This window comes from Angustibacter aerolatus, from assembly GCF_054776675.1.
In genome coordinates this window covers 38,928-63,042 of sequence record NZ_BAAHBM010000002.1, presented here as the reverse complement: position 1 = coordinate 63,042, position 24,115 = coordinate 38,928, and the positions used below count along the sequence as shown (strand labels likewise).

24 protein-coding genes are annotated in these 24,115 nt (G+C 75.0%); 8 read left to right on the top strand and 16 right to left on the bottom strand.

Going from position 1 to position 24,115, the window contains the following annotated elements; genetic code table 11:
* Positions 1-14 precede the first annotated feature (14 nt).
* The 4 genes from ACYVI6_RS00995 to ACYVI6_RS00980 are packed head-to-tail and all read left to right on the top strand — an operon-like array spanning position 15 to position 3,314.
* Positions 15-956: a metal ABC transporter substrate-binding protein gene (locus tag ACYVI6_RS00995; protein ID WP_460444582.1), complete on the top strand. Its 942-nt coding sequence runs from the start codon at positions 15-17 to the stop codon at positions 954-956.
* Positions 947-1,834, top strand: coding sequence for a metal ABC transporter ATP-binding protein (locus ACYVI6_RS00990; protein WP_460444581.1), 888 nt, complete (start codon positions 947-949; stop codon positions 1,832-1,834). The genes ACYVI6_RS00995 and ACYVI6_RS00990 overlap by 10 nt, the downstream gene beginning before the upstream one ends.
* Positions 1,834-2,910 carry a metal ABC transporter permease gene (locus ACYVI6_RS00985; RefSeq protein ID WP_460444580.1) on the top strand — a complete coding sequence of 359 codons (1,077 nt, stop codon included), beginning with the start codon at positions 1,834-1,836 and terminating at the stop codon, positions 2,908-2,910. The genes ACYVI6_RS00990 and ACYVI6_RS00985 overlap by 1 nt, the downstream gene beginning before the upstream one ends.
* An 11-nt stretch (positions 2,911-2,921) precedes the next feature.
* A complete protein-coding gene (locus ACYVI6_RS00980) occupies positions 2,922-3,314 on the top strand; it encodes a Fur family transcriptional regulator (protein ID WP_460444579.1) in 393 nt (130 codons plus the stop codon).
* A gap of 176 nt (positions 3,315-3,490) precedes the next feature.
* Here the strand turns inward: ACYVI6_RS00980 and ACYVI6_RS00975 are convergent, their stop codons facing one another.
* The 8 genes from ACYVI6_RS00975 to ACYVI6_RS00940 all read right to left on the bottom strand — a co-directional run bounded on the left by ACYVI6_RS00975 (position 3,491) and on the right by ACYVI6_RS00940 (position 13,171).
* A complete protein-coding gene (locus ACYVI6_RS00975; protein ID WP_460444578.1) occupies positions 3,491-4,489 on the bottom strand; it encodes an LLM class flavin-dependent oxidoreductase in 999 nt (332 codons plus the stop codon).
* Between the two features lie 27 nt (positions 4,490-4,516).
* A complete protein-coding gene (locus ACYVI6_RS00970) occupies positions 4,517-5,371 on the bottom strand; it encodes an isoprenyl transferase (RefSeq protein ID WP_460444577.1) in 855 nt (284 codons plus the stop codon).
* A complete protein-coding gene (recO, locus tag ACYVI6_RS00965) occupies positions 5,368-6,096 on the bottom strand; it encodes a DNA repair protein RecO (protein WP_460444576.1) in 729 nt (242 codons plus the stop codon). Before recO ends, ACYVI6_RS00970 begins: the two co-directional genes overlap by 4 nt.
* A gap of 66 nt (positions 6,097-6,162) precedes the next feature.
* A complete protein-coding gene (locus tag ACYVI6_RS00960) occupies positions 6,163-7,764 on the bottom strand; it encodes a diguanylate cyclase (protein WP_460444575.1) in 1,602 nt (533 codons plus the stop codon).
* Positions 7,765-7,879: 115 nt separating this feature from the next.
* Positions 7,880-9,640 carry a 2-isopropylmalate synthase gene (gene leuA / locus ACYVI6_RS00955; RefSeq protein ID WP_460444574.1) on the bottom strand — a complete coding sequence of 587 codons (1,761 nt, stop codon included), beginning with the start codon at positions 9,638-9,640 and terminating at the stop codon, positions 7,880-7,882.
* Positions 9,641-9,794: 154 nt separating this feature from the next.
* Positions 9,795-10,832 carry an aspartate-semialdehyde dehydrogenase gene (locus ACYVI6_RS00950; protein WP_460444573.1) on the bottom strand — a complete coding sequence of 346 codons (1,038 nt, stop codon included), beginning with the start codon at positions 10,830-10,832 and terminating at the stop codon, positions 9,795-9,797.
* 43 nt (positions 10,833-10,875) lie between these two features.
* A complete protein-coding gene (gene era, locus ACYVI6_RS00945; protein WP_460444572.1) occupies positions 10,876-11,805 on the bottom strand; it encodes a GTPase Era in 930 nt (309 codons plus the stop codon).
* Positions 11,798-13,171 carry a hemolysin family protein gene (locus ACYVI6_RS00940; RefSeq protein WP_460444571.1) on the bottom strand — a complete coding sequence of 458 codons (1,374 nt, stop codon included), beginning with the start codon at positions 13,169-13,171 and terminating at the stop codon, positions 11,798-11,800. The genes era and ACYVI6_RS00940 overlap by 8 nt, the downstream gene beginning before the upstream one ends.
* An 80-nt stretch (positions 13,172-13,251) precedes the next feature.
* On the opposite strand from ACYVI6_RS00940, the gene ACYVI6_RS00935 reads away from it, so the two are divergent.
* Positions 13,252-13,752 carry a GNAT family N-acetyltransferase gene (locus ACYVI6_RS00935; RefSeq protein WP_460444570.1) on the top strand — a complete coding sequence of 167 codons (501 nt, stop codon included), beginning with the start codon at positions 13,252-13,254 and terminating at the stop codon, positions 13,750-13,752.
* A 6-nt stretch (positions 13,753-13,758) separates the two neighbouring features.
* Here ACYVI6_RS00935 and ybeY read toward each other — a convergent pair whose 3' ends face one another.
* The 4 genes from ybeY to ACYVI6_RS00915 form a co-directional block, all read right to left on the bottom strand.
* Positions 13,759-14,214, bottom strand: a complete 456-nt coding sequence (ybeY, locus tag ACYVI6_RS00930; protein ID WP_460444569.1) for an rRNA maturation RNase YbeY — start codon at positions 14,212-14,214, stop codon at positions 13,759-13,761.
* Positions 14,215-14,218: 4 nt separating this feature from the next.
* Entirely contained in the window at positions 14,219-15,274 is a 1,056-nt protein-coding gene (locus ACYVI6_RS00925) for a PhoH family protein (RefSeq protein WP_460444568.1), read from the bottom strand.
* A 96-nt stretch (positions 15,275-15,370) separates the two neighbouring features.
* Positions 15,371-16,771 carry a serine hydrolase domain-containing protein gene (locus tag ACYVI6_RS00920; RefSeq protein ID WP_460444567.1) on the bottom strand — a complete coding sequence of 467 codons (1,401 nt, stop codon included), beginning with the start codon at positions 16,769-16,771 and terminating at the stop codon, positions 15,371-15,373.
* Entirely contained in the window at positions 16,768-17,160 is a 393-nt protein-coding gene (locus tag ACYVI6_RS00915; RefSeq protein ID WP_284287616.1) for an HIT domain-containing protein, read from the bottom strand. Before ACYVI6_RS00915 ends, ACYVI6_RS00920 begins: the two co-directional genes overlap by 4 nt.
* A gap of 68 nt (positions 17,161-17,228) precedes the next feature.
* Here ACYVI6_RS00915 and ACYVI6_RS00910 point away from each other — a divergent pair, with 68 nt between their 5' ends.
* The gene (locus tag ACYVI6_RS00910; RefSeq protein ID WP_460444566.1) at positions 17,229-18,188 is read left to right on the top strand and encodes a helix-turn-helix domain-containing protein; all 960 of its coding nucleotides are present in this window, start codon (positions 17,229-17,231) and stop codon (positions 18,186-18,188) included.
* Between the two features lie 16 nt (positions 18,189-18,204).
* On the opposite strand, the gene ACYVI6_RS00905 is transcribed toward ACYVI6_RS00910, so the two are convergent.
* Genes ACYVI6_RS00905 through ACYVI6_RS00890 form a run of 4 tightly spaced genes read right to left on the bottom strand, consistent with a single transcriptional unit; the run spans position 18,205 to position 22,138 of the window.
* Complete coding sequence (locus ACYVI6_RS00905) at positions 18,205-18,948, bottom strand: 16S rRNA (uracil(1498)-N(3))-methyltransferase (RefSeq protein ID WP_460444565.1); 744 nt, start codon at positions 18,946-18,948, stop codon at positions 18,205-18,207.
* Complete coding sequence (gene dnaJ / locus ACYVI6_RS00900; protein WP_460444564.1) at positions 18,945-20,063, bottom strand: molecular chaperone DnaJ; 1,119 nt, start codon at positions 20,061-20,063, stop codon at positions 18,945-18,947. Before dnaJ ends, ACYVI6_RS00905 begins: the two co-directional genes overlap by 4 nt.
* 46 nt (positions 20,064-20,109) lie before the next feature.
* A complete protein-coding gene (gene hrcA / locus ACYVI6_RS00895) occupies positions 20,110-21,129 on the bottom strand; it encodes a heat-inducible transcriptional repressor HrcA (protein ID WP_460444563.1) in 1,020 nt (339 codons plus the stop codon).
* 52 nt (positions 21,130-21,181) lie between these two features.
* Positions 21,182-22,138 carry a LysR family transcriptional regulator gene (locus tag ACYVI6_RS00890; protein WP_460444562.1) on the bottom strand — a complete coding sequence of 319 codons (957 nt, stop codon included), beginning with the start codon at positions 22,136-22,138 and terminating at the stop codon, positions 21,182-21,184.
* A gap of 49 nt (positions 22,139-22,187) precedes the next feature.
* On the opposite strand from ACYVI6_RS00890, the gene ACYVI6_RS00885 reads away from it, so the two are divergent.
* Positions 22,188-23,132, top strand: coding sequence for a DMT family transporter (locus ACYVI6_RS00885; protein WP_460444561.1), 945 nt, complete (start codon positions 22,188-22,190; stop codon positions 23,130-23,132).
* Entirely contained in the window at positions 23,119-24,006 is an 888-nt protein-coding gene (locus ACYVI6_RS00880) for a DUF3097 domain-containing protein (protein ID WP_460444560.1), read from the top strand. Before ACYVI6_RS00885 ends, ACYVI6_RS00880 begins: the two co-directional genes overlap by 14 nt.
* The last annotated feature ends 109 nt before the right edge of the window (positions 24,007-24,115 follow it).

The following is a 24,115-nucleotide window of genomic DNA, read 5'->3' as shown; positions in this document are numbered from 1 at the left end:
CGCAGGATCACCGGGTGCCCACACCACGCCGTGCCGTCCTCGCCGCCACCACCTCGGCGCTCCTCGCCCTGGGCCTGGCGGCCTGCGGCGCGGGTGCGGCCGAGACCGCGGGCACGAGCGGCGACCGGGTCGACGTCACGGTCAGCTTCTACCCGCTCGAGTACGTCACCCAGCGCATCGGCGGCACGCACGTCCAGGTCTCGGACCTCACGAAGCCCGGGGCCGAGCCGCACGACCTCGAGCTGACCCCGCGCGACGTGGCGGGGCTCACTCAGGCCGACCTCGTGGTGACGGTCGGCGGGTTCCAGCCCGCGGTCGACGCCGGCGTGCGCACGGCGGCACCCCAGCACGTCCTCGACGTGCAGGGCCCCGCTCGCCTCGACCGCACGTACACGCCCATCGAGGACGGCGAGGTCGCGCAGGACGAGCAGGGCGCGCGCGACCCGCACTTCTGGCTCGACCCGGTGCGGCTGGCCGCGGTGTCGGGTGCCGTCGCCGCGCAGCTGCAGCGCGTCGACCCGGCGCACGCCGCGGACTACCGCGCGAACCTGGCTGCGCTGCAGCGCGACCTCACCGCGCTCGACGGCGACCTGCGCGCCGGGCTGGCGCACTGCGCCGACCGCGACGTCGTCACCAGCCACAACGCGTTCGGCTACCTCGCCGAGCGGTACGGCCTCACCCAGGTGGGCATCACCGGCATCAGCCCCGAGGGCGAGGTCAGCGCGCGGCAGCTCGCGGGCGTCGCCGACTTCGTGCGGTCGCACCGGGTGCGCACCGTCTACACCGAGACCCTGGTCAGCCCGGCGCTCGCCGACACGGTCGCGCGCGAGACGGGTGCCCGCACCGCGGTGCTCGACCCCGTCGAGGGGATCTCCGACCGCTCCCCGGGCCGCGACTACCTGCAGGTGATGCGGGCGAACCTGCGCAGCCTGCAGACTGGCCAACCATGCAGCTGACCCGATCGTCCGGGCCGGAGGCCGAGCGACCTGCCGTGGTGCGCATGCGCGGCGTCACGGTCGGGTACGGCGACCGCCCGGTGGTGCGCGACGCCGACCTCGAGGTGCACGACGGCGAGGTCGTGGCCGTGCTGGGCGCGAACGGCTCGGGCAAGACGACCCTGCTGCGCGGCCTGCTGGGCCTCGCCGAGGTGCAGGCCGGCACCGTCGAGGTGCTCGGCCGGCCGCTGCGCCACCGGCGCGACCGCTCGCGCATCGGGTACGTGCCGCAGCGACACACCCTCACCGGCACGGTCCCCACGACGGTGCGCGAGGTCGTCTCGTCCGGCCGGCTGCCACGCCTCGGCCTGCTGGGGCGTCCGCGCGCCCACGACCGCGAGGTGGTGCAGCAGGCGATCGAGGCCGTCGACCTCGGGCCGCTCGCCGACCGCGACCTGTCGGAGCTGTCGGGCGGTCAGCAGCGGCGCACCCTCATCGCGCGGGCCCTGGCCACCGAGCCGGCGGTGCTGGTGATGGACGAGCCGACCGCCGGCGTCGACCTCGCCAGCCAGCACGCGCTCGCCGAGGTGGTGCGGCGGCTGGCCGCGGCCGGCGTCACCATGGTGGTCGTGACGCACGAGGTGGGTCCGCTGGCGGGGGTCGTCTCGCGGGTCGTCGTGGTGGAGGGCGGTCGCATCGTGTCGGACGGCGCACCGACCGCGCGCCTGCTCGGGCTGACCGGTCACCTCGACGCCCACGACCACGGGGGCGCGGACCACGCACCCGAGCACGGCCACGACCACGGCCACGGCCACGGCCACAGCCCTGGCGACGGGCACCACGAGGACCCGCCGCACGAGCCGCGCGGCTGGCTCGACGCACCGGTCGGTGAGCGCTGATGGCCGGCGTCGAGCTGCTGCAGTACGAGTTCATGCAGCGGGCGCTGCTGGCGGCCCTGCTCGTCGGGCTGGCGGCGCCGGTGGTCGGCATCTTCCTGGTGCAGCGGCGGCTGGCGCTCATCGGCGACGGCATGGGGCACGTCGCGCTGGCCGGCGTGGCCGCCGGGGTGCTGACGCGCACCGCGCCGGTGTGGACGGCGCTGGCGCTGTCGGTGCTGGCTGCGGTCGCCATCGAGCTGGTGCGCGCCCGCGGACGGACCAGCGGGGACGTCGCGCTGGCCGTCATGTTCTATGGCGGCATCGCGCTCGGCGTGGTGCTCATCTCGAAGGCCCCCGAGGGCGCCACGGTCAACCTCGACGCCTACCTCTTCGGCGCCATCACGACCACCTCGCCGCAGGACGTCGCCGCCTTCGTGGTGCTGGCGGTGGTCGTGCTCGCGGTGGCCGCGGTGCTCACGCCGCGACTGTTCGCGGTGGCGAACGACCCCGAGTTCGCCCGGGCGGTCGGTCTGCCGGTGCTGCGGCTGAACCTCGTGCTCGCCGTGCTGACGGCGGTCACCGTGGTGGTGTCGATGCGCGTCGTCGGGCTGCTGCTCATCAGCGCGCTCATGGTGCTGCCGAACGCCGCCGCCCAGCAGGTCTGCCGCAGCTTCCGGTCGAGCCTGGCCACGGCCGTCGTCATAGGCGTCGCCGTGAGCCTCGGCGGCACCGGCCTCAGCTTCTACACCGCGACCCCGTCGGGCGGGACGATCGTCGTGCTCGCGGTCGCCGTCTTCGTCGTCGCCGCCGGCTGGACGGCGTCGCGCCGCCGCGTGCTCGGCCGACGGCACGCCCCGGTCGAGGGGCACGACGCCCACGAGCACGGCGTCCGCTGCGGGCACCCCGCCGTGCCGCACGGCGACCACGTCGACTACGTGCACGCCGGCCACCGGCACGCCCAGCACGGCCAGCACTACGACGACCACGACGACCACCACGACGACACGGGCCACGACGACCCGGGCCACGACGGCCCCGGTCCCGACGGCTCGGGCCACGACGACGCGCTGCCGGCCGCCCCGCGGCCGGGGCGCTAGAGGAGTCCCGCGTGTCCGCGCCCAGCACCCCGCGCCGCAGCACGAAGCAGCGCGACGCCGTCGCCACCGAGCTGGCGAGCGAGCCGACGTTCCGCAGCGCGCAGGACGTGCACGCGGCCCTGCGGGCGAGCGGCAGCCCGGTCGGCCTGGCCACCGTCTACCGCGCCCTGCAGGGCATGGTCGAGGACGGCGCCGCCGACGCGCTGCGCACCGGTGACGGCGAGGTGGTCTACCGCCGCTGCAGCCAGGGCCACCACCACCACCTGGTCTGCCGCGAGTGCGGCCGCACCGTCGAGGTCGAGGGCCCGACGGTGGAGCGCTGGGCGACCCGGGTCGCCGAGCAGCACGGCTTCCACGACGTCAGCCACACGCTCGAGGTGTTCGGCACCTGCGACCGCCACTGACCGCGCGCCGCCCTGGGCAGCTCGACCCAGCCTCGGGATCGGGTTCGACGTCCGCGCTCGACGACGGGTGAGACGCCTGGGTGCGCGCCGCCGGGTGCCCGGCCTCGAGGCGCGACGTCGGCGCTCGACGTCGGTGCTCGACGTCGGTGCTCAGCAGCCGACGTCAGGAGCGCGCGTCAGGCAGCGGCGCCGGCGGCGATCGCCCCGGTGAGGGCGACCGAGTGCAGCCGGTCGGCGACGCCGAGCGACTGGAAGGCGACGATCAGCTCGTCGGCGCGGGCCTCGGCGGCGAAGTCGTCGAGGTACCGGCCGACGTCGCTCGGGGTGCCGGCCACCGCGTAGCGCATCATGTCGGCGAGCTGGCGGCCCTGCGGCGTGGTGAGGAACTCGTCGATCTCGGCGTCGGTGTACTCGCGGCCGCCCGCACCGCGCTGCACCATGCCGCGCACACGGGTGCGGCGCATGGCGTCGAGCTGGGCGCGCGCGTCGTCGGCCTCGTCGGCGGCCACGACGTTCACGGCGGCCAGCACGTACGGCTCGGCGAGCTGCTCGGAGGGGCGGAACTGCGACCGGTAGAGCGCGACGGCCTCGTGCAGGGCGGCCGGCGCGAAGTGCGACGCGAAGGCGTAGGGCAGGCCGAGGGCGGCGGCCAGCTGGGCGCCGAACAGCGACGACCCCAGGATGTAGAGCGGGACGTCGGTGCCGGCGCCGGGCGTGGCCTGCACCCCCGCCACCCGCGACTCGCCCCGCAGGTAGCCCTGCAGCTCGAGCACGTCCTGCGGGAAGGTGTCGGCCGCCATCGGGTCGCGGCGCATCGCGCGCATCGTCACCTGGTCGCTGCCGGGCGCGCGGCCCAGCCCGAGGTCGATGCGGCCGGGGTGCAGCGTCTCGAGGGTGCCGTACTGCTCGGCGATGGTGAGCGGGGCGTGATTCGGCAGCATGACGCCACCGGCGCCGAGGCGGATGGTCTCCGTGTGCGCGGCCACGTGCGCGATGAGCACGCTGGTGGCCGACGACGCGATGGTCGGCATGTTGTGGTGCTCGGCGTACCAGACCCGGCGGAACCCGGCCCGCTCGGCGGCTCGGGCCAGCTCGACGCTCGCCGCGAAGCTGTCGCGGGCGGTCTCGCCGGGGGCGATGGGGGCCAGGTCGAGCACGGAGAGCGGCACGGTCATGTCAGGTGCAACGTGCCCCGGCCGCGATCATTCCGACAGCGGGCCGTCCGACGAGCCGGCCGGGCCGGCCGGCGGCGCGGCGTCGACGGCGCCCCCGTACCGGCGCTCGCGGGTGGCGTACGTCTCGATCGCTCGCCACAGGTCGCGGCGGTCGACGTCCGGCCACAGCACGTCGTCGAACACCATCTCGGCGTACGCCGACTGCCACAGCAGGAAGTTGGAGGTGCGCTGCTCGCCCGACGAGCGCCAGAACAGGTCGACGTCGGGCATGTCGGGCTCGTCGAGGTAGCGGGCGAGCACCCGCTCGTCGACCCGGTCGGGCGAGAGCCGGCCCGCGGCGACGTCACGGGCCAGCGCGGCCGCGGCGTCGGCGATCTCGGCGCGGCCACCGTAGTTGACGCACATGGTCAGGGTCAGCACGTCGTTGTCGCGGGTGAGCTCCTCGGCCGCCTCGAGCTCGCGCACGACGCTGCGCCAGAGCCGGGGACGTCGGCCGGCCCACCGCACCCGCACCCCCCAGGAGTGCATCTCGTCGCGGCGGCGGCGGATGACGTCGCGGTTGAAGCCCATCAGCCAGCGCACCTCCTCCGGCGAGCGGCGCCAGTTCTCGGTGGAGAAGGCGTACGCCGACAGGTGCCGGACGCCGATCTCGACGGCTCCGGCCACGACGTCGAGCAGCGAGGACTCCCCCGCCGCGTGCCCCTCGGTGCGGGTCAGGCCCTGCTGGTTCGCCCAGCGGCCGTTGCCGTCCATGACGACGGCGACGTGCCCGGGCACCAGCGCGGGCGGCAGGCTCGGGGGCCGGGCGCCGGACGGGTGCGGGGGCGGCGGCACCGGCGCGACCCGGGTCGGGGACGGCTCGCCGCGGCGACGGCCCCTCACGCGCGCTCGACCAGCCGCAGCGAGCGCACGCCGCGCTCGACGTGCCACTGCAGGTAGGCCGCCACCAGGCCGGTCGACTCGCGGCGGGCCCGCTCGTCGGCGGCCTCGGCGACCCCCCACTCACCGGCGAGCAGGGCCGCGAGCAGCACGAACGTGGCCGGCGCGGGCGACGCCGACCCGGGCGGCCGGCACTCGGGGCAGACGGCGCCGCCGGCCGCGACGGCGAACGCGCGGTGCGGGCCGGGGGCGCCGCAGCGGGCGCAGTCGGTGCAGCTCGGGGCCCAGCCGGCCACCGCGAGCGCCCGCAGCAGGTAGGCGTCGAGCACCAGCGACGCGTCGCGCTCGCCGCCGGCGAGGGTGCGCAGGCCGCCGACGAGCAGCAGGAACTGCTGCACGCTCGGCTGACCCTCCTCGGTGAGCCGCCCCGCGGTCTCGAGCATCGCCTGCCCGGCGGTCCAGCGCGGGTAGTCGGCGACCAGCCGCTCGCCGTAGGGGTGGATGGTCTCGACCTGGGTGACGGTGTCGAGCGACCGGCCGCGGTAGAGCTGCACGTCGACGTAGGTGAAGGGCTCGACGCGCGACCCGAAGCGGGAGCTGGTGCGCCGCACGCCCTTGGCCACGGCGCGCACCTGCCCGTGCTCGCGGGTCAGCAGGGTGACGATGCGGTCGGCCTCACCCAGCGAGTGGGTGCGCAGCACGACGGCCTCGTCGCGGTAGACCGTCACCCCGCCCTCACCTCGCTCACCACCACATCATCCACCCCGGCACCGACAGCGACGGCGGCGGCGCGCCTACCCGACGGCGACGCGGTTGCGTCCGGCCGCCTTGGCCTCGAAGAGCGCGGCGTCGGCGGTGCGCAGCACCCGCTCCGAGCTGGCACCACCCGCCGCGACGCCGACCGACACGCTCACCTGCAGCCCGGCACCGAGGTCGCCCCAGGGCTCGCGGTCGACCGCCGCCCGCACCCGCTCGGCGACGGCCGCCGCCTCGGTGGTCGCGGTCATCGGCAGCAGCACCACGAACTCGTCGCCGCCGAAGCGCACCACCACGTCGTCGTGCCCGCGGCAGTGGGCCCGCAGGATGTCGGCCACCCGCCGCAGCACCTGGTCGCCGACGGCGTGGGTGTGCCGGTCGTTCACCGCCTTGAAGCGGTCGACGTCGACGAACAGCACCGCACCCCCGACGGTCTCGGCGATGCCGGCGTCGAGCATGCGGCGGTTGCCGAGGCCGGTGAGCGGGTCGATCAGCGCGTCGCGGCCCAGCTGGGTGGCCTCGGCGGCGAGCGCGCGCAGGCTCATCCGGTCGCGCAGCGCCGCGAACCGGCTGGCTCGCTCCCACCAGAGCCGGCCAAGGATGAGCCGCCGCGACTCGGCGAACCACCTGCTGGCCGGGTGGTCGCCGTGCTCGGCGAGCTCGGCCTCGGCCAGCATCGACAGCGCGCCGATCTCCCAGACCAGGCGGTCGGTGGTGCGGCTGGCCTCCAGCACGCCGAGCAGCCGCTCGCGCGCCTGCGCGGTGCGCCCCCGCCGGACCTCGGTCCAGGCCACGGCCAGGCCGGCCAGCTGCACCTCGGGCAGCTCGCTGCGCTGCTCGAACCGGGTGGTCGCGTCGAGGATGCGGGCGCAGGCCAGCTCGTGGTCGCCGCCCATCCGCAGGCAGGCGAAGGCCTCCATGACGACGGCCCGCGCGTGCATCTCGGTGTCCTCGCCGCGGGTCAGCTCCATCATCCGGACGGCGACCTCGGCCGCCCGCACCCAGTGCGGCCGGCACGCCTCGCGGTCGCCGACGAGCTCGAGCGACGCCGCCCACGAGGCCTGCAGCACCGCGAGCTCCTGCAGCACCAGCACCCGCGCCGTCCGCGACACGCCGTCGCCGGCCATCGCCGCCGGCGAGGAGACGCACAGCGAGAAGAGCTCCTCGGCGGGCTCGAAGAGCTGGCCGTGCCCCAGCACGGTGGCCACCGCCATCGCGGCGCTGAGGTCGTCGTACCGCGCCGGCCGGTGCCCCTCGACCAGCCCGTACGCCTCAGCCAAGGCGTCGACGGCCCGCGACGCCTGACCCAGCCGCAGGTTCGCGTCGCCGAGCAGCGACAGCCCCTTGGCCCGCCAGGCCCGGTCGCCGCCGTCGATGGTGCCCAGCAGCTGCTGGGCGACGTCGGCGGCCTCCTGCCAGCGCTTCACCTCGATCAGCGCGACGCCCCGCGTGTAGAGCAGGTAGCGCAGCGTCTGCCGGTCGCCGGCCGCCTCGGCCAGGCAGGCGGCCTCGGCCGCCGCCTGCACCGCCCGCTCGGAGAAGCCGTCGAGGTAGTGCTCGTGCGCGACGTCGGAGAGCAGGTCGAACGGCCCGAACGGGCTGGTCACCGCCACGACGGACTGCTGGTCGAGCACGCTCACGCGCCGCCTCCCGGGAGTCCGTTGTCTGGACCGGCGCACATTGTGCACCACCCGGCCGGGAGCGCGATGACCTGCCCGTGACCCGGTCGTGGTGCGGCGCTGACCCGAGGACGGGTCAGGCGGCGTCCCGCGCGGCCCGGTTGACCGCCGAGACGACCGCCTTGAGCGAGGCGGTGACGATGTTCGAGTCGATGCCGACGCCCCACAGCACCCGGCCGCCCACCGCGCACTCGACGTACGCCGCGGCGCTGGCGTCCTCGCCCGAGCTCAGCGCGTGCTCGTGGTAGTCGAGCACCCGCACGTCGACGTCGACGCCGGACAGCGCGGCCGAGAACGCGTCGAGCGGGCCGTTGCCGGCGCCCTCGAGCGTGGTGGGCGAACCGTCGACCACGACGTCGGCCTCGAGCCGGTGCTCGCCGGCGGACGTCGACAGCCGGGTGCCCTCGAGCGCGAACCGGCCCCACGGACGGGTCGGGTCGGGCAGGTACTCGTCGCTGAACGCCGACCACAGCTGGGCGGCCGACACCTCACCGCCCTCGTCGTCGGTGTGCCGCTGCACGACGCCGCTGAACTCCACCTGCAGCCGGCGCGGCAGGTCGAGGTGGTGCTCGGTCTTCATCAGGTAGGCGACGCCGCCCTTGCCGGACTGGCTGTTGACGCGGATGACCGCCTCGTAGCTGCGCCCGACGTCGCGCGGGTCGATCGGCAGGTAGGGCACGGCCCACTCAGCCTCGGCGACCGGCTGCCCCGCCGCGGCCGCCTCGCGCGCCATCGCGTCGAAGCCCTTCTTGATGGCGTCCTGGTGCGAGCCGCTGAACGCGGTGTAGACGAGGTCGCCGCCGTAGGGGTGCCGCTCGGGCACCGGCAGCTGGTTGCAGTACTCGACCGTGCGGCGGACGCCGTCGATGTCGCTGAAGTCGATCTGCGGGTCGATGCCCTGGCTGAAGAGGTTCAGGCCGAGCGTCACCAGGCAGACGTTGCCGGTGCGCTCGCCGTTGCCGAACAGGCACCCCTCGATGCGGTCGGCGCCGGCGAGGAAGCCCAGCTCGGCGGCGGCCACGCCGGTGCCGCGGTCGTTGTGCGGGTGCAGGCTCAGCACCACGCTGTCGCGGCGCGGCAGGTTGCGGCTCATCCACTCGATGGAGTCGGCGTAGACGTTGGGCGTCGCCATCTCGACGGTCGCCGGGAGGTTGATGATCAGCGGCCGGTCGGGGGTCGGGTCGATGACCTCGATCACCTTGCTGCACACCTCGACGGCGTACTCGAGCTCGGTGCCGGTGTACGACTCGGGCGAGTACTCGTAGAGGATCTCGGTGTCGGGCGTGATCGTCTCGGCGTACTTCAGCGCCAGCCGCGCCCCCGACGTCGCGATGTCGGTGATGCCGTCGCGGTCGAGCCCGAACACCACGCGCCGCTGCAGGGTCGACGTCGAGTTGTAGAAGTGCACGATCGCCCGCTTGGCACCCACCAGCGACTCGAAGGTGCGCTCGATGAGGTGCTCGCGGCACTGGGTGAGCACCTGCACCGTGACGTCGTCGGGCACGTGCCCGCCCTCGATGAGCTGCCGCACGAAGTCGAAGTCGGTCTGGCTCGCGCTCGGGAACCCGACCTCGATCTCCTTGTAGCCCATGCGCACCAGCAGCTGGAACATCGCCAGCTTGCGGGCCGGGCTCATCGGGTCGATCAGCGCCTGGTTGCCGTCGCGCAGGTCGACGGCGCACCAGCGCGGTGCCGCCGTCATCTGCCGCGTCGGCCACTCGCGGTCGGGCAGGTCGACGTCGAACGTCTCGTGGTACGGGCGGTACCGGTGCACCGGCATGCCCGAGGCACGCTGTGCGGTGGTGTTCCAGAAGGGGCGATGGGCCTGCTGCGTCATGGTCGTCCTCGCGTTCGCTCGAGCGGTGCTCGAAGGGGTGCGACCGGCACGCGGGACCACCGCGGCAGGGGGGCCGGCCTGGCTAGAGGTCCCCGCCGCGGCGAGCAAGAAGCAGTCGCTGCGCCATCGCCTGAACCCTAGCGCAACGCCCCGGTCAGCCGCCGAAGCGCTGGGTGAGCAGCGCCTCGGCGATCTGGACGGCGTTCAGCGCGGCACCCTTGCGCAGGTTGTCGTTCGACACGAAGAAGACCAGACCTCGGCCGTCGTCGACCGACTGGTCGGCGCGGATGCGGCCCACCAGGCTCGGGTCGCGGCCGGCGGCGTCGAGCGGCGTCGGGACGTCGGACAGCTCGACGCCGGGCGCGCCCTGCAGCAGCTCGGTGGCCTGCTCGGGCGAGATCGGCCGCTCGAACTCGGCGTGCACCGCCATGCTGTGCCCGGTGAAGACCGGCACCCGCACGCAGGTCGCCGACACCCGCAGGTCGGGCACGTGCAGGATCTTGCGGCTCTCGTTGCGGAGCTTCTGCTCCTCGTCGGTCTCCAGCGACCCGTCGTCGACGATCGAGCCGGCGAGCGGCAGCACGTTGAACGCGATGGGCTTCACGTAGAGGTTCGGCGCGGGCAGCTCGACGGCGCGGCCGTCGAACGCCAGGGCGGACGCCGAGTCGGCGACCTTGCGCACCTGCTCGTCGAGCTCGGCCACGCCCTTGCCGCCGCTGCCGGAGACGGCCTGGTAGCTGGCGACGCGCAGGTGGGTCAGGCCGGCGGCGCGGTGCAGCGGTGCGAGCACGGGCATCGCGGCCATGGTGGTGCAGTTCGGGTTGGCGACGATGCCCTTGGGCAGGTCGGCCAGGTCGGCGGCGTTCACCTCGCTCACGACGAGCGGCACCTGCGGGTCCATCCGCCACGCGCTGGAGTTGTCGACGACGACCGCGCCCAGGGCGGCGACCTTCGGCGCCAGCTCCTTCGAGGCACCCTTGCCGTTGCTGAACAATGCGATGTCGATGCCCGACAGGTCGGCCGCGGCCGAGTCCTCGACCTCGATCTCACCGCCGGCGAAGGGCAGCCGCGTGCCCGCCGACCGCGCCGAGGCGAAGAAGCGCACGTCGTCGAGCGGGAAGGACCGCTCCGTGAGCAGGGTGCGCATGACCCCGCCGACCTGACCGGTTGCTCCGAAGACCCCTACGCGCATGGCCCCAGTCTACGGGGCCCGGCGCGACGGGCCGGTGACCCGCTCAGAACCCGAGACGCTGCAGCTGCTTGGGGTCGCGCTGCCAGTCCTTGGCGACCTTCACGTGCAGGTCGAGGTAGACCTTCTGCCCGAGGAGGGCCTCGATCGCCCGGCGCGACCGGATGCCGACGTCCTTGAGCCGGGCGCCCTTGTGCCCGATGACGATCGCCTTCTGGCTGGGGCGCTCGACGAAGACGTTGACGCGGATGTCGAGCATCGGGTCGTGCTCGGGGCGGTCGTCGCGCGGCGTCATCTCGTCGACGACGACGGCGAGGCTGTGCGGCAGCTCGTCGCGCACGCCCTCGAGCGCCGCCTCGCGGATCAGCTCGGCGACCATGACGGCCTCGGGCTCGTCGGTCAGCTCGCCGGTCGGGTAGAGCGGCGGGCCGGGCGGCAGGTGCCCCACGAGCAGGTCGGCGACGACGTCGACCTGCTCGCCGCGCACCGCCGAGACCGGCACCACGTCGTCCCACTGCCCGAGCGCGTCGACCGCGAGCAGGTGCTCCATCAGCCGGCCGCGGTCGACGGCGTCCGACTTGGTGGCGATGGCCACGACGGGCGTGCCCCGCCCCTCCTTGCGCACCGCGGCGAGCTCCGCGGCGATGTAGCGGTCGCCCGGGCCGGGCTTCTGGTCGGCGGGCAGGCAGAAGCCGATGACGTCGACCTCGGTGAGCGTGCCGCGCACGACGTCGTTGAGCCGCTGGCCGAGCAGCGTGCGCGGACGGTGCAGCCCGGGGGTGTCGACCAGCACCAGCTGCGCGTCGGCGCGCGAGACGATGCCGCGGATGGCGTGCCGCGTGGTCTGCGGCTTGCTGGAGGTGATGGCGACCTTCTGCCCCACCAGCGCGTTGGTCAGCGTCGACTTGCCGGCGTTCGGCCGCCCGACGATGCAGGCGAACCCGGAGCGGTGCGGTGCGGCGGTCGGCTCAGGCATCCCGTGATCCTCCCACCGCGTCGGCGTGCGCGGGCTCGCCCACCCGGACGTCGCGGTCGTCCCGGTCGTCCCGGTCCTCGCGGTCGTCGCCCGGCTGGTCGGAGGGCACGAGCCGGACGACCACGGAGGTCAGCCGGTGCCGGCGTCCGGTGAACCGGTCGGCCACCAGCTCGACGCCCCCGACCACGGCCGTCGAGCCGGGGATCGGCACCCGGCCGAGGGCCTTGGCCAGCAGGCCGCCGACGGTGTCGACGTCGTCGTCGTCGAGGTCGCGGCCGAACAGCTCGCCGAGGTCGTCGACGTGCAGGTTCGAGCGCACCCGGTAGCTGCCGTCGCCCAGCGGCTCGACCGGGTCGTCCTCGCGGTCGTACTCGTCGGTGATCTCCCCGACGATCTCCTCCAGCACGTCCTCGATGGTCACCAGCCCGGCGGTGCCGCCGTACTCGTCGACCACGACGGCGACGTGGTTCTGGTCGCGCTGCATCTCGCGCAGCAGGTCGTCGACCGGCTTGCTCTCCGGCACGAAGTGCACCGGTCGCATGACCTCGCGCACCGGCACGGTCTGCTCGGAGCTGGCCTCGCGGAAGACCCGCCGCGTCACGTCCTTGAGGTACAGCACGCCGAGCACGTCGTCCGGCCCGTCGTCGACGACGGGGATGCGGGAGAACCCGGAGCGCAGGAACAGCGACAGCGCCTGCCGCAGCACCTTGTCGTGGTCGATCGTCACCATGTCGGTGCGCGGCACCATGACCTCGCGGACGATCGTGTCGCCCAGGTCGAACACCGAGTGCAGCATCTGCTGCTCGTCGGCCTCGATGACGGCGTGCTCCCCCGCCAGGTCGAGCAGCTCGCGCAGCTCGGACTCGTCGCTGAACGGGCCGTCGCGGTAGCCCTTGCCCGGGGTGACCGCGTTGCCCAGCAGCACCAGCAGCCGGGCGACCGGGCCGAGCACCCGGGCCAGCCACACCAGCACGGGCGCGCCGGCCAGCGCGACCCCCTCGGCGTGCTGCCGGCCCAGGGTGCGGGGGCTGACGCCCACCAGCACGAACGACACGACGACCATCACGGCCGCGGCGACGACGAGGGCCAGCCAGTCGCGCGCCACGAGGTGCACGCAGGCGATGGTGACGACGACGGCGGCGAACGACTCGCAGACGACGCGGACGAAGGTCGCGACGGAGACGTAGCGCGAGCTGTCGCCCGAGACCTGCAGCAGCGCGACGGAGCCGCGGCGGCGCTCCTCGGCCAGCTGGGCGGCGCGCCCGCGCGTGGTGCGCTGCACGGCGGACTCGGCTGCGGCGAGCAGTGCGGCGAGGACCACCAGCACCACCGCGAGCAGCACGAGCTGAGGGACCGAGGAGCTCATGGAGCGGTGACCGCCACGCGTCGCGTCATGGGGCGAGTCTAGGTGCTGTCGAGCGGGCCGCCCGGTGCCAGGATCGCGCTGTGGACGACGGACCGGTGACCACCCTGCACCCTGTGGACGACGCGACGCGCGAGGTCGTCGAGCGCCTGTGGCAGCTCTTCCAGGCCGACCTGTCGGCGTTCCGCGGGTCGTTGCCGGACGACACCGGGCGGTACCGGGACGAGCGGCTGCGCGAGTCGGTCGCCCGCGGCGACCTCGGTTACCTGGTGCGCACCGACGGGCGAGTGGCCGGCTTCGTGCTGGTGCGGCGCACCGACGACGGCGTCCACCGGCTGCCCGCCTTCTGGGTCGCCAGGGCGGTGCGGCGCAGCGGCGTGGGCCTGGCCGCCGTCCGGCTGCTGCTCGCCCGCCATCGCGGGCGCTGGGAGATCGCGTTCCAGGAGGACAACCCCGCGGCCGCTGCGTTCTGGCGGCAGGTCGGGCGCGACGCCGTCGGCGACGCGTCGACGGTCGAGCAGCGCCCGGTGCCGGGCCGCCCTGACGCGCCGCCCGACAGCTGGCTGTGCCTGACGGTCGGCTAGCTGCGACTAGGCCCGGGAGGCCAGGAACGTCAGCAGCAGCCGGCGCTGCAGCTCGAACATCTCGCGCTCCTCGTCGGGTTCGGCGTGGTCGTACCCGAGCAGGTGCAGGATGCCGTGGGTCGTGAGCAGCAGCAGCTCCTCGGTGGTGGTGTGCCCGGCCTCGGCGGCCTGCCGCTCGGCCACCGTCGGGCACAGCACGACGTCGCCGAGCAGCCCCGGCTCGGGCTCCTCGTCGTCGCGGCCGGGCCGCAGCTCGTCCATCGGGAAGCTCATGACGTCGGTCGGACCCGGCAGGTCCATCCACTGGACGTGCAGCCGCTCCATGGCGGGCTCGTCGACCAGCAGCACCGACAGCTCCGCCTGCGGGTGCACCCGCATCGCGTCGAGCACCGAGCGGGCCAGCGCGGCCAGCTCGTGCTCGTCGACCGCGAAGGTCGTCTCGTTGTTGACCTCGATGCTCACGTGCTCACCGGCGGGTCGTGGCCCGGCGGGCCGCGCGGTTCGGCGCGACCAGCGTCGGGTCGTGCGCGGCGTCCCACTCGGCGTAGGCGTCGACGATCTGACCGACCAGCCGGTGCCGCACGACGTCGTGGCTGGTGAGCTGGGCGAAGTGCACGTCGTCGACGTCACCCAGGATGTCCTGCACCACGCGCAGCCCGGACGTCGTGCCGGACGGCAGGTCGACCTGCGTGACGTCGCCGGTGACGACGATCTTCGCGCCGAAGCCGAGGCGGGTGAGGAACATCTTCATCTGCTCGGCGGAGGTGTTCTGCGCCTCGTCGAGGATGATGAACGCGTCGTTCAGCGTGCGGCCGCGCATGTACGCCAGCGGCGCCACCTCGATCGTGCCCGCCGCCATCAGCCGCGGGATCGAGTCGGGGTCGAGCATGTCGTGCAGCGCGTCGTAGAGCGGGCGCAGGTAGGGGTCGATCTTCTCGGTGAGCGAGCCGGGCAGGAACCCGAGCCGCTCCCCCGCCTCGACCGCGGGCCGGGTGAGGATGATCCGGTTGACCCGCTTGGCCTGCAGCGCCTGCACGGCCTTCGCCATCGCCAGGTACGTCTTGCCGGTGCCGGCGGGGCCGATGCCGAAGACGATCGTGTTGTCGTCGATCGCGTCGACGTAGCGCTTCTGGTTCAGCGTCTTCGGCCGGATCTTCTTGCCGCGGTTCGACAGGATGTTCATCGTCAGCACGTCGGCCGGGTGCTCGGTGGTCTGCTGGCGCAGCATCGAGATCGAGCGGTCGACGGCGTCGCGGCTCAGCGGCTGACCGGCGGCCACGACGACGAGCAGCTCGTCGACCAGGCGCTCGATGAGCGCGACGTCGGCGGGCGAGCCGGTGAGCGTGACCTCGTTGCCGCGCACGTGCACGTCGACCCGCGGGAAGGCGCGCTCGATGGTGCGCAGCAGCTCGTCACCGGGGCCGAGCAGCTGCACCATCGGCACGGCGGGGTCGATGACGATCGTGTGGGGCGTGCGCGCGTCGCCTGCGCGCGGGGCGTCGGGTGCGGTCGTGTCTGACATGAGCGGCCCTTGCGGCCTCGTCGCCCTCCGGATCGGTGCTGGGAACACGCCCATCGTAGACCTCGGGTGCGACACCACCCAGTGGGAAACGGTGCGCTAGCGGCCGAACGGCAGCGGCGCCCGGGTCACCGGGTACGTCGCCCAGTACAGCCGGTCGCCCGCGACCCGCAGCACCTCGCCCTGCTCGCGACCGCTGACCACCCGCCAGCGGCCGGCGCCGTCGCGGCGCAGCACCGACGGCGGGGCGGACGCCGGGGCGCCGACCGCGCGCAGCGCGACGTGCTCGCCCTCGTCGACGACGACGTCCGGGTCGTCGGTCGCGTCGCGCACGCCCGGGCCGGCCGGCACGCTGCGCCACGACAGCACGAACTCCGTGCCCTCCGTCCACCAGTGGCCGAGCAGCGGCTCGACGTCGGCGGGCACCGGGCGGCCGGGTCGCCAGGGCGCGGGCTCGTCGGGCGCGGCGTCGAGCACCGCGTCGGCGAGGTCGAGCGCGAGGGCGTCGGGTGCCGCGACCCGGCTGGTGCTGGTGAGCACCACGACGCCGAGCCCGCTGTCGCGGTGCACGACCATGCAGGCCAGGAAGCCCGGCATGGCGCCGTCGTGCCCGACGTACATCCGCTCGGAGCGGCGGTGCAGCATCAGGCCGAGGCCCCAGCCGAGCGTCCACTGACGCAGGTCGGTCATCGCGTGCAGGTGGGTCATCTCGGTGACCGTGGCGGGCGCGAGCACGGCCGGGTCGGGGTCGGCCCAGAACGACGCCCAGCGCGCGAGGTCGGTGCTCGTCGTCCACAGCTCGGCGGCCGGACCGAAGGCGTCGCCGGGGAACAGCGGCTCGGGCTGCAGCCGGTCGGCCCAGGGGTCGACGAAGTAGCCGCGGGCGACCGGCGCGGTGGGCGCGGTCGTGGTGCGGTGCATGCCGAGCGGCTCGAGCACCCGCTCGCGCAGCGCCTGCTCCCACGTCGTGCCGCGCACCTGCGCGACGACCTGGCCGAGCAGCGCGAACGCGAGGTTGGAGTAGTGCCAGCGCTCGCGCGGCGCCAGCACCTGCTCGGCGTCGGCCAGCCCGGCGATCATCGTCGCGAGGTCGGGACCGTGCAGCGACTCCCACACCTCGCCGACCGGTTCGCGCTGCAGGCCGGACACGTGCGCGAGCATCCGCCGCAGGGTCAGCCCGCCGTGCGCCGGCAGGTCGAGGTGGTCGCCGACCCGGTCGTCGAGGTCGAGCAGCCCGTCGTCGCGCGCCTGCAGCACCAGCGCCGCGGTGAACGTCTTGGTGATCGACCCCATCCGGTACTGGACGTCGGGGCCGGCGGCCAGCAGCGGCGGGTCGGCGAGGCCGTCGGGCCCGAGGTCGGCCGCGCCGGCGGCGACGTCGAGCTGCACCTCGCCGCGGCGCACCACCCGCACCACGACGGACGGCGCGCGCCACTCGCGCTGCGCCTCGAGCACCTTGCGCCGCAACGACTCCGCGTCGGGCAGCGGCGGCACGCTCACCCGGGCGGCCAGGTGAGATCGCGCCCGCCCAGCACGTGACCGTGCACGTGGAAGACGCTCTGGTGCGCGCTGGCCCCGTTGTTGAAGACCAGCCGGAAATCGCCCTGCGCCTCGTCCTGCGCGATGCGGGCGCCGAGCCGCACGACAGCGCCCAGCGCGTCGGGGTCGGCCACCGACAGGGCCGCGACGTCGCGGTGGTGCGCGCGCGGCACGACCAGCACGTGCAGCGGCGCCTGCGGGTCGAGGTCGCGGAACGCCACCGCCTGCTCGTCCTGGCCGACCACCTCGGCCGGGACGTCGCCGGAGACGATGCGGCAGAAGAGGCAGTCGGGGTCGCGCGGGCCCTCGGTGGACCGGTCGGCGGCGCCCTCGGGCGGGCTGAGCGTCATGCCGGCGAGGCTACAGACCGCAAGCAGGGTCAGGCACCCGCAGCCGTCGGCGGTGCAGGCTGGACGTCGTGGACGAGACGACGGGCGACAGCGGCCCCGACCGGCTGCGGGGCATCCTCGAGCTGGTCGAGCAGAGCCTCGACGAGCCGGAGCTGACCGGCGAGGAGCTGGCCGGGCGCGCGCACCTGTCGCGGTTCCACTTCGACCGGCTGGTGCGGGCCGCCCTCGGCGAACCGCCCGGCGCCTTCCGGCGGCGGCTGCTGCTCGAGCGCTCCGCCCACGTGCTGGCCCGCGGGGCCGGCACCGTCACCGACAGCGCCTGGGCGGCGGGCTACGGCTCGCCCGAGGCCTTCAGCCGGGCCTTCGCGCGAGCCTTCGGCGTGCCGCCGTCCGGCTACCGGGCGACCGGTCGCCGCGTGTACGACCTGCCCGCGGCGTCGGGCGTCCACTTCCACCCACCGGGCGGCCTGCGGCTGCCCAGCACCAGGAGGAGCACCGCCATGGACCTGCTGCAGCGCATGACCGACCACCACCTCTGGCTGGTCGGCGAGATCGTCGACCGCACCGCGCGGCTCGACGACGCCGTGCTCGACCGGCCGATCGAGCTGTCGGTCGAGGGCATCGACGAGCGACCGACGCTGCGCAGCGTCACGGCGCGGCTGGTCAGCCAGCTGGAGATGTGGGTGCGGGCCGTCGACGGCGGCGAGGGCATGCCGGCCGAGGGCGACACCTCGCCCGCCGGGCTGCGCGCGCGGCTGGCCGAGGTCGAGCCGGCGTTCCGCGAGCGGGTGGCGGCGCCGGCGCTGGACGGCCGCGCCGACGACACCTTCGTGGACGCGACCTGCGACCCGCCGGAGACCTTCACCTACGGCGGGGTGCTGGCGCACGTGCTGACGTTCTCCGCCGTCCGGCGCACGATGGCGATCGGCGCCCTGACCGACGAGGGCGTCGACGACCTCGGCGCGGGCGACCCGATGCGCTTCGTCGGCGGCTCGGGCGAGGACGCCAGCCGCATCACCCGCCGCTGACCCCGGCCCGGTTGGGTCAGGCCCAGCGGGTGCGCGCCGAGAGGACGGCGAGCGCGGCCGGGCCCGCGGTCGACGAACGCAGCACCTCGGGCCCGAGGCGGGCGGCGACCGCACCCGCGGCGACCAGCTCGTCGAGCTCGGACGGCGACACCCCGCCCTCGGGTCCGACCACCAGCAGCACCTCGCCGCGGGCCGGCAGGTCGAGCGCGGCCAGCGGGCGCTCGGCGTCCTCGTGCAGCACGACCGCGAGCGCCGCCTGCTCGAGCCGGGCGCGCAGCCCGCCGGCCGTCACCAGCTCGCCGACGACCGGCACCCGCGGGCGGCGCGACTGCTTGGCGGCGGCCCGCACCACCTGCTGCCACTTGCGGTGCGCCTTCGTGCCGCGGTCGCCCCGCCAGACGACCACCGAGCGGGCCGCCTGCCAGGGCAGCACCTCGTCGACGCCGAGCTCGGTGGCGGCCTCGACGGCCAGCTCGTCGCGGTCGCCCTTCGCGAGCGCCTGCACGAGCACCAGCCGCGGGTCGGGCTCGGGCACGTCGTCGAGCACGTCGACGCGCAGGTCGAGCACGCCGTCGTGCGCGGCGGTCACCGTGCAGCGGGCGACCAGCCCGCTGCCGTCGGCGACGTCGACCCGCTCGCCCGGGCCGATCCGCCGCACGGTCGCGGCGTGCCGGCCCTCGGGCCCGTCGAGCACGAGCGCCGCACCGACCGCCGCCTGCTGCAGCGACCCGGCGTCGAGCAGGAAGAGCGGGGCGCTCACGCGCGGCCGGAGAACGCGTCCCTGAGCTTGCCGAACAGGCCGCCGCCGTGGTTCTCGAGGCGGCCGTCGGGGCGCTCCTCGCCGCGCAGCGCCGCCAGCCGGCCGAGCAGGTCGCGCTGCTCGTCGTCGAGGCCGCGCGGCACCTGCACCTCGACGTGCACGATCAGGTCGCCGCGGCCGGTGCCGCGCAGGTGCGTGACGCCGAGGCCGCGCAGGGTGCGGGTCTGGCCGGGCTGGGTGCCGGGCTCGATGTCGAGCGGCTGGTCGCCGTCGAGGGTGTCGAGGTGCACGGTGGTGCCGAGCGCGGCCGCCGTCATGGGCAGCACGACGGTGGCGTGCAGGTCGTCGCCCTGGCGCACCAGCTGGCGGTGCTCGTTCACCACGATCTCGACGTACAGGTCGCCGGCGGGGCCGTTGCCGGCGCCCACCTCGCCCTCGCCGGCCAGCTGGATGCGGGTGCCGGTGTCGACGCCGGCGGGCACCCGGATGGTGAGGTTGCGGCGGCTGCGCACCCGGCCCTCGCCGGAGCACTGCACGCAGGGCTGGGCGATGACGGTGCCGAACCCCTGGCAGGTGGTGCACGGCCGGGTCGTCATGACGTTGCCGAGGAAGGAGCGCTGCACCTGCTCGATCTGCCCCCGGCCGTTGCAGACGTCGCAGCGCCGCGTGCCGGTGCCCGGCTGGGCGCCCTCGCCGCCGCAGGTCGGGCAGCCGACGGCGGTGTCCACGGCGATCTCGCGCTCGGTGCCGAACACCGCGTCGCGCAGGTCGACCTGCACCCGGATGAGCGCGTCCTGACCGCGCCGGCGCCGCGAGCGCGGGCCGCGCTCGGGGCCGCCCTGGCCGCCGAAGAAGGCGTCCATGATGTCGGTGAACGAGAAGCCCTGGCCGTTGCCGGCGAACCCGGGCAGCTGGTCGCCGCCGCGGTCGTACGCCGCACGCTTGCCCTGGTCGGACAGCACGTCGTACGCCTGGCTGACCTCCTTGAAGCGGTCCTCGGCCTCCGGACCCGCGACGTCCGGGTGCAGCTGGCGGGCCAGCTTGCGGTAGGCCTTCTTGATCTCCTCGGGCGTCGCGTCGCGCGAGACGCCCAGGGTCGCGTAGTGGTCGCTCAACGGTCCTCGTCTCAGGGGGTGGAGTCAGGTGCGGGGGTGGGAGCGGTCAGTCGTCGAGCACGCGGGACACGTACCGGGCGACCGCCCGGACGGTCGCGATGGTGGTCGGGTAGTCCATGCGGGTCGGGCCGAGCACGCCCAGCCCGCCGACGACCTCGGTGCCGCGGCCGTAGCCGCTGGTGACGACGGACGTCGTGCGCAGGCCCTCGTGGGTGTGCTCGCGGCCGATGCGGACGGCGACGGCGCTCGGGTCGTCGGACAGCTCGTTGAGCAGCCGCAGCAGCACGACCTGCTCCTCGAGCGCGTCGAGCACCGGGCCGATGGTGAGCGGGAAGTCGGGGCCGAAGCGGGTGAGGTTGTTCGCGCCGGCCAGCACCACGCGCTCCTCGCGCTCCTCGACCAGCGCACCCTCGAGCGCGCCGACGACCCGGCCGACGAGCGCGCGCTGGGTGCCGTCGAGCTGCTCGGGCAGGTCGCGCAGCCGGGCGGCGGCCTCGCTGAGCAGCAGCCCCGCCGACTCCGCGTTGACCCGCGCGCGGACGTCGGCGACCACGGCCTCGTCGAGCGCGTCGTCGACCTCGACGACCCGCTGCTCGACCCGGCCGGTGCCGGCGATGAGCACCACGAGCAGCCGCCGCTCGCCGACCGGCACCAGCTCGACGTGCCGCACCGTCGACCGCGTGAGCGAGGGGTACTGCACGACGGCGACCTGGTGGGTCAGCGACGCGAGCATGCGCACGGTGCGGTCGACGACGTCGTCGAGGTCGACGGCCCCGGCGAGGAAGCTGGCGATGGCCTGCCGCTCGACCGGGCTCATCGGCTTGACGGTGCTCAACCGGTCGACGAAGACCCGGTACCCGGCGTCCGTCGGCACCCGGCCGGCGCTGGTGTGCGGCTGGGCGATGAGACCCTCGTCCTCGAGCGCGGCCATGTCGTTGCGCACGGTGGCGCTGGAGACGCCGAGCTGGTGGCGGTCGACCAGCGCCTTCGAGCCGACCGGCTCGCGCGTCGCCACGTAGTCCTCGACGATCGCCCGCAGCACGGCGAGACGTCGCTCGTCGCTCACACCGCCCACCTGCCCCTCGTCGCCTGGCACTCGTCCTCGGTGAGTGCCAAGTCTACGTCGCCGCGAGCAGCTCCGCGGCGTCCGGGCGCGCTGCGGCGACGCGACGCAGCTCGCCCAGCACGGCGGCGGTCGCCGGCTCGGTCTGGGCACCGGCCCTGACCAGCGCGAACAGCGAGCGGGCGGCCGGCGCGCCGAGCACCGGGCAGACGACGAGCCCGGCCGGCCGCAGCGGCTGGGCCAGCCTCGGCACCAGCGCCACGCCGGCGCCCGCCGCCACGAGGGAGGCGGCGGCGTCCCAGTCGACCGTCGGGTGCCGGACGTCGGGTGTGAAGCCGGCCGCGGCGCACACCCCGAACGTGATCTGCGCGCACGCGGTGTCGCCCGCCGCCGACACCCACACCTCGTCGGCCAGCTCGGCCAGCCGGATGCCGGCCTCGTCGGCCAGCGGGTGACCGGCGGGCAGCACGACGTCGAGCACGTCGGTGAGCAGGTCGACGCGGTGGTAGCGGGGATCGTGCCGGGCGGGGGCGCCGCGGTGGTCGGCGGTGAGCACGACGTCGAGGTCGCCGGCGTCGAGCCGGGAGAACACGTCCGGCGGGTCGCACTCGACGACGCGGACGTCGAGCCCGGGCCGGTCGCGGCGCAGCGCGGCGTACGCGGGCGCGACCACCGAGGCGATGCCGGTCGACAGCGAGCCGACGCGCACCTCGCCGATGACGCCCTCCTGCCAGGCCGCGAGGTCGGCGCGGGCCCGCTCGAGCTGCTCCTGCACGAGCACCGCGTGCTGCAGCAGCACCTTGGCCTGCCCGGTGAGCCGCACCCCGCGCCCGTGCTTCTCCAGCAGCGGGGCGCCCACCTCGCGGCTTAGCCCGGCCAGCTGCTGCGACACCGCCGACGGCGTCAGGTGCAGCGCGGCCGCCGTCGCCGACACGGTGCCGCTGCGCTCGAGCTCGCGCAGCACCCGCAGCCGGCGCACGTCGATCGTGAAGTCGCGGCTGTTCGGTCTCATGAACGGATCGTAGATGGACTGAACGGTCGGCGACAGGGACCATCGAGGTGTGAGCCGCCGCGCAGCCTGGATCTTCGTCACCCTCGGGATCGCCTGGGGCATCCCCTACCTGCTGGTCAAGGTGGCGGTCGGCGAGCTGTCGCCCACCGAGCTGGTGCTCGCGCGCACCGCCCTGGGCGCCGCGCTGCTGCTGCCGGTCGCGCTCGGCCGCGGGCAGGTGCTGCCGGTGCTGCGCCGCTGGCGGCCGGTGCTGCTCTACGTGGTCGTCGAGATCGCGCTGCCGTGGGTCGCCCTGAACCACGCCGAGCAGACCCTGCCGAGCTCGACCACCGGCCTGCTCATCGCCGCCGTGCCGCTGGCCGGGCTGGCCGTGGCCTTCGTGACCGGCCGGGCCGAGCGCCTGGCCGCCGCGAACTGGGCCGGGCTGCTGCTCGGCCTGCTCGGCGTCGGTGCGCTGGTCGGCTTCGAGGTCGACGGCGGCGACGTGCCGGCCGTGCTCGCCCTGCTGGTCACCGTCGCCGGGTACGCCGTCGGCCCGGCGATCCTGGCCCGCGCCCTCGGCGACCTGCCCGGGCTCGGCGTGGTCGCGGTCTCGCTCACCGCCACCGCGCTCGCCTACGTGCCGGTGGTGCTGCTGGTCGACGGCGTGCCGCAGGGCCTGCCGTCCGGCCGGGTCGTCGCCTCGGTGGTCGTGCTCGCCGTGGTGTGCACCGCGGCGGCGTTCCTGCTGCTCTTCGCGCTGGTCGGCGAGATCGGCCCGGTGCGCGCCACCACCATCACCTACGTGAACCCGGCCGTCGCGGTGGTCGCCGGCGCCGTCGTCCTGCACGAGCCGGTGACCGTCTGGACCGTCGTCGGCTTCGTGCTCGTGATCGCCGGGTCGGTGCTGGTCAACCGCCGCCCGGCACCGCCCGCTCCCTCGGCCGGGCCACCCAGCGCGCCTGCGGTCGACGTCACCGGGGCGCCCGTACAGTCGGCGGGTGCCACCCGCTGACCCGTCCGACCCGCTCGATCGATACGGCCGCGACGTCCTCGCCGGCGACTGGAAGGTCCCGCCGCGCGGCCGCACCACCGACGTCGTCGCCGAGACCGGGCTGGTGGTCGAGGACGCCGAGACCGGCTGGTGCGGCGCCGTCGTCCGGCTGGAGAAGGCCGGCGGCGTGCACGTGGTGCACCTCGAGGACCGCCGCGGGCGCACCCGGGGCTTCCCGCTCGGCCCGGGGTTCCTGCTCGACGGCGCACCGGTGCGGCTGACCGCCCCGCGCGCCGCGGCCGCACCCGTCGTCGCCCGCACCGCGAGCGGGTCGACGGCCGTGCAGGGGCTGCGGGCCCGCACCGCGCGGGCGTCCCGCATCTGGGTCGAGGGCAGGCACGACGCCGAGCTGGTCGAGAAGGTCTGGGGCGACGACCTGCGGGTCGAGGGCGTGGTCGTCGAGCGGCTCGACGGCGTCGACGACCTGGCCGCCGCGGTGCGCGACTTCGCCCCCGCCCCCGGGCGCCGGCTGGGCGTGCTGGTCGACCACCTCGTCCCCGGCTCGAAGGAGTCGCGGCTGGTGGCCGAGGCGGTGGCGCAGCCGCGGTTCCGGCCGCACCTGCTCGTCGTCGGCCACCCCTTCGTCGACGTCTGGCAGTCGGTGCGCCCCGCGGCGCTCGGCATCGACGCCTGGCCGCAGGTGCCGCGGCACCTGGAGTGGAAGCGCGGCGTCCTGGCGCACCTCGGGTGGCCGCACGAGACGCAGACCGACGTCGCGCGCGGCTGGCGCCGCATCCTCGGCGCGGTCGGCACGTACGCCGACCTCGAACCCGAGCTGCTCGGCCGCGTCGAGGAGCTCGTCGACTTCGTGACGGCGGACGGCGACGACCGCTGAGCGGTGCGTGACGGCGCCGCGCGGGTCCCGGCGAACGTGTATCCCGGGCGCGTCGGCCGCCTCTAGTGTGTCGGCTGCACGTGCAGCCGGCCGCGTCGCACGACGACGG